Source organism: Streptomyces pimonensis (genome assembly GCF_041380215.1).
GTDB classification, from domain to species: domain Bacteria; phylum Actinomycetota; class Actinomycetes; order Streptomycetales; family Streptomycetaceae; genus Streptomyces; species Streptomyces pimonensis.
The window spans coordinates 21,146-27,176 of sequence record NZ_JAHWZY010000057.1 but is presented as its reverse complement, the minus strand read 5'-3'; the positions used below and the strand labels follow the sequence as shown (position 1 = coordinate 27,176).

The 6,031-nt window shown below is 76.7% G+C and carries 4 protein-coding genes and 1 pseudogene; all 5 read left to right on the top strand.

Annotated elements, in window-relative coordinates; genetic code table 11:
- Nucleotides 1-43 precede the first annotated feature (43 nt).
- The 5 genes and pseudogenes from KYY02_RS31735 (at nucleotide 44) to KYY02_RS31715 (ending at nucleotide 5,966) form a co-directional block, all read left to right on the top strand.
- Nucleotides 44-545, top strand: a pseudogene (locus tag KYY02_RS31735) (hypothetical protein).
- A gap of 259 nt (nucleotides 546-804) precedes the next feature.
- A complete protein-coding gene (locus KYY02_RS31730) occupies nucleotides 805-1,767 on the top strand; it encodes an NAD-dependent epimerase/dehydratase family protein (RefSeq protein ID WP_371244122.1) in 963 nt (320 codons plus the stop codon).
- A 74-nt stretch (nucleotides 1,768-1,841) separates the two neighbouring features.
- Complete coding sequence (locus KYY02_RS31725) at nucleotides 1,842-3,509, top strand: carbamoyltransferase family protein (protein ID WP_371244120.1); 1,668 nt, start codon at nucleotides 1,842-1,844, stop codon at nucleotides 3,507-3,509.
- Nucleotides 3,506-4,570 (top strand): glycosyltransferase family 2 protein, encoded by a 1,065-nt coding sequence (locus tag KYY02_RS31720; protein ID WP_371244118.1) that lies wholly within the window; start codon nucleotides 3,506-3,508, stop codon nucleotides 4,568-4,570. The genes KYY02_RS31725 and KYY02_RS31720 overlap by 4 nt, the downstream gene beginning before the upstream one ends.
- Nucleotides 4,571-4,718: 148 nt before the next feature.
- The gene (locus tag KYY02_RS31715) at nucleotides 4,719-5,966 is read left to right on the top strand and encodes a glycosyltransferase (protein WP_371244116.1); all 1,248 of its coding nucleotides are present in this window, start codon (nucleotides 4,719-4,721) and stop codon (nucleotides 5,964-5,966) included.
- Nucleotides 5,967-6,031: the final 65 nt, after the last annotated feature.

The following is a 6,031-nucleotide window of genomic DNA, read 5'->3' as shown; positions in this document are numbered from 1 at the left end:
TTCCGCGCGGTCCTTTCACCCCGGCAGCTCGGACGGCCCGACAGTGCAAGCAGATCTCTCCCCGGTCATCGCGGCGACCGCGCAGTGGCTGACACGTTCCTTCCCCGCGCCCGGCGGGGCGCTGGCGGCCGCGCTGTGCGAGGCGCAGGCGCGGCAGGCGGTGACCGTCGCCGCGCGGCTGCGGTATCCGGCGGAGATGGACGCCGCCCTGGTCGGGCTGGCGGGGCCGGGGGGTTCCGGGCGGCTCGACTGGGTCACCGGGGCGGATGCGGGGGGGCGGGGGCGAGGGCTGGCGTACGTGGGTCGACGAGGTCGTGGCGAGCTGGGCGGTGTGTCTGCTGGCCGACACCCGGCTGGCGGTGGCCGCGGTGGCCGCGCTGGGCGGGGACGGGTACGTCGAGTTCCGGCGGCTGGTCGCGCCCGACGAGTCGGACCGGGGTGCGGCGCCGTTGTTGCGGCATCCGGACCTGGTCGGTCCGGTGGCGGGACTTCACCGGTCGGCGCTTCTCGGGCGGCTCGATCCGGATGCCACGCTCGTGACGTGACCGGGCCGGTGTTCACGGGACGCCCCGCGTCGGTGCGGGCCTGAGGGGTGACACGACCCGGCGCCTGCGGGGTTCCCCCCGCCCCGGCCTCGCTCGAGCGTAGCCCCGCCGCCCTGGGGTACCTCCCGGACCCTCGAGGCGCCGGGGAGGCACGACTGCCCGCGGCGAGCGGCGGGCGGCCGGGGGTGACGCCGGGTGGTTCACCGGAATGCAGTAGGCGGCCGTGCCGTGGGCGGGGGCGGGGGGCAGGCTGGGCGGCATGAGCACCGTCATATCCCGGAAGTGGGAGCACGCCGTCGTCACCGGTGGCGCGGGGTTCGTCGGCTCCCATCTGTGTGCCGCCCTGCTCGACGCGGGCGCCGCCGTCACCTGCGTGGACGATCTCAGCACCGGCCGGCCGGAGAACATCGCCCCGCTGCTCGAACGGCCCGGATTCACGCTGGTGCGGGCCAACGTGGCACGGGAGCTGCCGGTCGACCGGCCGCCCGACCTGGTGCTGCACTTCGCCTCCCCCGCCTCCCCGGCGGACTACCTGCGACTGCCGCTGCACACCATGGAGACGGGCAGTCTCGGCACCCGCAACGCCCTGAAGCTCGCCCATGACGCCGAGGCCCGTTTCGTCCTCGCCTCCACCTCGGAGGTCTACGGCGACCCGCAGCAGAATCCGCAGGACGAGCGGTACTGGGGCCATGTCAACCCGGTCGGCCCGCGCAGTGTCTACGACGAGGCCAAGCGCTTCGGCGAGGCGCTGACCACGGCGCACGCGGAGGCCCACGGCACGGACACCTGCATCGTGCGGCTGTTCAACACCTACGGCCCGCGGATGCGCGGCCACGACGGCCGCGCCGTGCCGACCTTCGTCCGGCAGGCCCTGGCCGGCGAACCCCTCACCGTGACCGGTGACGGTCTGCAGACCCGTTCGCTGTGCTACGTCGACGACACGGTGGCCGGCGTCCTCGCGGCGGCCGGCCACGGCATGCGCGGCCCCGTCAACATCGGCAACCCCGGCGAGATCACGATGCTCGCCCTGGCCCGTCTCGTCGTCGCGCTCACCGGTTCCCGCTCAGGGATCCGCTACATCGAACGCCCGGTGGACGACCCGGCCGTGCGCTGCCCGGACATCACGCTGGCCCGCGACAAGCTCGGCTGGGAGCCCCTGGTCGGCGCCGAGGAAGGGCTGCGCCGCACGATCGACTGGTTCCGCGCCGAAGCACGCCGCTGAGCGCGGCCTTCCCCGCCGGCCCAGGACACCGCGGCCCCACCCGGCCGCCCGATCCGCGAAAGGCCCGTCCGCCCATGCGCATCCTCGGTATCAACGCCCTCTTCCACGACCCTGCGGCCGCCCTGGTGATCGACGGGCGGACCGTCGCCGCCGCGGAGGAGGAGAGGTTCTCCCGGCGCAAGCACGGCAAGCGTCCGCTGCCGTTCTCCGCCTGGGAGCTGCCCGAACAGGCCGCCGCCTGGTGTCTGAAACGGGCCGGGCTGCGCCCCCAGGACCTCGACGCGGTCGCCTACTCCTTCGACCCCGCGCTGGCCCGCCCCGCCGACGCGATGGGCCTGGACGACCCGTGGGACCACCTGCGGCTCACCTACGCGCGGGAGGCCCCCGGCTTCCTGCGGACCGCGCTGCCCGGACTCGACCCCGGCATCGTCCGCTTCGTACCGCACCACATGGCCCACGCCGCCTCCGGCGCCTTCGCCGCACCGGACGCCGGGGACTGCTGCGTCCTCGTGCTGGACGGCCGCGGCGAACGCGCCTCGCACCTCGCCGCCCGCCGTACGGGCGACCGGCTCGAGCCCCTGCGCGCGCAGGACCTCCCCCACTCGCTCGGCCTGGTCTACGAGGAGCTCACCGAGCACCTCGGCTTCCTGCGCTCCTCCGACGAGTTCAAGGTGATGGCCCTCGCCTCCCACGGCACCCCGCGCATGCTGCCCGAACTGCGCCGGTACGTGTACCCGACCGGCGACGGCGGCTTCCACGCCACCGGCGTGCCCTGGGACGAACTGTGCGCGCCGCGCGGCCCGGACGAACCGTGGACCCAGGACCACGCCGACGTCGCCGCGAGCGCGCAGGCGGTACTGGAGGAGACCCTGCTGGACCTGGTGCGCTGGCTGCACGGCCGCACCCGCGGCTCCGTGCTCACCCTCGCCGGGGGCGTCGCCCTGAACTGCGTCGCCAACTCCCGCATCGCCCGCGAGGGCCCGTTCTCCCGGGTGTGGGTGCAGCCCGCGGCCGGGGACGCGGGGACCGCGCTGGGCGGCGCCCTGCTGCTGTCGGCCGGCGCCGGTGACGAGCCGGAGCCCATGACCGGCGCCGACCTCGGCCGGGACTGGACCGACGCGGAGCTGGGAGCCTGGCTGAAGACGGCCGCCGTGCCCTTCGAGCGGCCGGCCGACATCGCCGCCACCGTGGCCCGGACGCTGGCCGGCAACGGCATCGTCGCCTGGTTCCAGGGGCGCGGCGAGTACGGCCCCCGGGCACTCGGCCACCGCTCCCTGCTGGCCCATCCCGGACACGCGGGCAACCTGGAGCGGCTCAACGACGTCAAGGGACGCGAGCAGTTCCGGCCGGTGGCGCCGATGGTGCTCGCCGACCGGGCCGCCGGGATCTTCGACGGGCCGCTGCCCAGCCCCTACATGCTGTTCGTGCACGACGTGGCGCCCGCCTGGCGGGACCGCATCCCGGCCGTGGTGCACGTCGACGGCACCGCCCGCATCCAGACGGTCGATCCGGCGCGCGAGCCCCTGGTGGCGAGCATGCTGGGCGAGTTCGAGCGGCTGACCGGACTGCCCGTGGTCGTCAACACCAGCCTCAACACGGCGGGCCGGCCGATGGTGGACGACCCGCGCGACGCCCTGGAGTGTTTCGGCTCCTCCCCCGTCGACCTCCTGGCCATCGGCCCGTACGCGATCCGGCGCGGCGATCTGTTCCGCTCCGGCGGCGACGGCGAGGGCGTGCGGTGACCGGGCCGGTCGCCCCGGACGGGGAGTACGCGGTGGTGGTGCCGACGCTCGGCCGGCCCTGCCTCGGGCGGTGTCTGCGGGCGCTGGCCGAGGCGGACGGGCCCGGCCCGGTACGGGTCGTGGTGGTCGACGACCGCCCGGACCCGGCCGGTGCGCCGCTGACGGCCGCCGTCCCGCCGTCGTTGCGTTCGCGCACCCTCGTCGTGCCCGGCGGGGCGCGGGGCCCGGCCGCCGCTCGCAACACCGGGTGGCGGGCCGCCGGGGACGCTCCGTGGATCGTCTTCCTCGACGACGACGTGGTGCCCGGCCCCACCTGGGCCGACGACCTCGCGCTCGACCTCGCCGGGGCGAGCGTCGCGACCGCCGGGATCACCGCCCTGATCGAGGTGCCCCTGCCGCCGGACCGGCCGCCCACCGACTGGGAGCGGGCCACCGCCGGGCTCGCCCGGGCCCGTTGGATCACCGCCGACATGGCGTACCGCCGCCGGGCGCTGGAGGCCGTCGGCGGTTTTGACGAACGGTTCCGCAGGGCCTTCCGGGAGGACGCGGACCTGGCGCTGCGGGTGCTCGACGCCGGCTGGACGCTGTCCGAGGGCCGCCGCACCACCGCCCATCCGGTACGGCCCGCCGGGCGCTGGATCTCCGTACGGCTCCAGGCGGGCAACGCCGACGACGCGCTGATGACCAGGCTGCACGGACACGGCTGGTGGCGGCGGGCACAGGCTCCCCGGGGCCGTCTGCCGCTGCACCTGGCGGTGACCGCGGCGGGTCTGGCCGCGGCGGGCTGCGCGCTGTCCGGCCGGCCGCGCGCGGCGGTGGCGTGTGCCGCCGGGTGGCTGGCGGGGACCGCCGAGTTCGCCCTCGCCCGGATCCTGCCGGGCCCGCGTACCAGGGACGAGGTCATCACCATGGTCCTGACCAGCGCGCTCATCCCGCCCGCCGCGACCTGGCACTGGGTGCGCGGCCATGTCGCCCACCGCACGGCGCGGCCCCGTACGCACCGGGCCGGGCCGCCCGCGCCGGCGCGTCACCCGGGGGCCGGCGAACGGCAGCCCTCGTGATCCGCCCGGCCGGGGCCGCCCCCCGGCGCCCCGGCGGACCCGTGGCCGTGGCGTCCGGTGCGGGGGCGGGGGGAGCGCGCGGACCGAGGAGCGGACGTACGAACATTCCGCCGCGGCCTGTGCCGCGACCGATCACGGAGGTGCGCCCATGACCCCCGCTCCCGGCCCTCTTCCCCCGGGCGTGCTGTCCATCGCCCTGGTCTCGGAGCACGCGAGCCCGCTCGCCGCACTCGGCGGGGTGGACGCCGGCGGGCAGAACGTCCATGTCGCCGCCCTGGCCGGGGCGCTCGCCGACCGCGGTCACCGCGTCACCGTGCACACCCGCCGTGACGCGCCCGACCTGCCCGACCGGGTGGCGCTGCGCGAGGGGGTCGAGGTGCACCACGTCCCGGCGGGCCCCGCGCAGCCGGTCCCCAAGGACCGGCTGCTGCCGTACATGGACGAGTTCGGGCGCTGTCTGGCCCGGGTGTGGCGGGCGCGCACCCCGGACGTGGCGCACTCGCACTACTGGATGTCGGGGCTGGCCTCGCTGGGGGCGGCCCGGGGGCTGGGGCTGCCGCTGCTGCACACCTACCACGCGCTGGGCACGGTGAAGCGCCGGCACCAGCGGCTCGCCGACACCAGTCCGCCGGAGCGGATCGGCTGTGAGATCGAGGTGGGGCTGGGCTGCGACCGTGTCATCGCCACCTGCCGGGACGAGGTCGCCGAGCTGAACCGGATGGGTGTCCCGGCGCACCGGATCGGCGTCGTGCCGTGCGGCGTCGACACGGACCGGTTCTCGCCGGTGGGCCCGGCCGCGCCGCGCGGCCCGTTCCGGTACCGGCTGGTGCAACTCGGACGGCTGGTGCCGCGCAAGGGCGCCGCGGTGTCGGTGGCCGCGCTGGCCCGGCTGCCCGACACCGAACTGCTGGTGGTCGGCGGACCCCCCGCGGACCGCCTCGACGCCGACCCGGAGGTGCGCCGGCTGCGCGGCATCGCGCGGGACGCCGGAGTCTCCGGCCGGGTCCGGTTCACCGGCGGGGTGGACGCCGGACGGGTGCCGGCGCTGCTGCGCTCCGCCGACGTGGTGCTGTGCCCCGCCGACTACGAGCCCTTCGGGATCGTCCCGCTGGAGGCCATGGCCTGCGGCCGTCCGGTGGTGGCCAGCGCGGTCGGCGGCCAGCTCGACACGGTCGCCGATCCCGGCACCGGCCGGCTGGTGCCGCCCGGCGACCCCGAGGCGCTGGCCCGGGCCGTGGCCGGCCTGCTCGCCGATCCGGCGGCCCGTCGGGCGTGCGGGGCGGCCGGCCGCCGCCGGGTGCTCAGCCGCTACGGCTGGGCGCGGATCGCCGCGGCCACCGAGGCGGCGTACTGCGAGGTCCTCGACGCCGAGCCCGCCACGACCGGGACCGGCTGACCCGCCGGCGTCCGATGCTGGAAGGAGGTGCGGGTCCCGCCGCCGTCGAGGCGGTGCGCCCGGAA

Coding starts and splice junctions, on each gene's coding strand:
- KYY02_RS31730 (WP_371244122.1), top strand. CDS start 805: ATGAGCACCGTCATATCCCGGAAGTGGGAGCACGCCGTCGTCACCGGT.
- KYY02_RS31725 (WP_371244120.1), top strand. CDS start 1,842: ATGCGCATCCTCGGTATCAACGCCCTCTTCCACGACCCTGCGGCCGCC.
- KYY02_RS31715 (WP_371244116.1), top strand. CDS start 4,719: ATGACCCCCGCTCCCGGCCCTCTTCCCCCGGGCGTGCTGTCCATCGCC.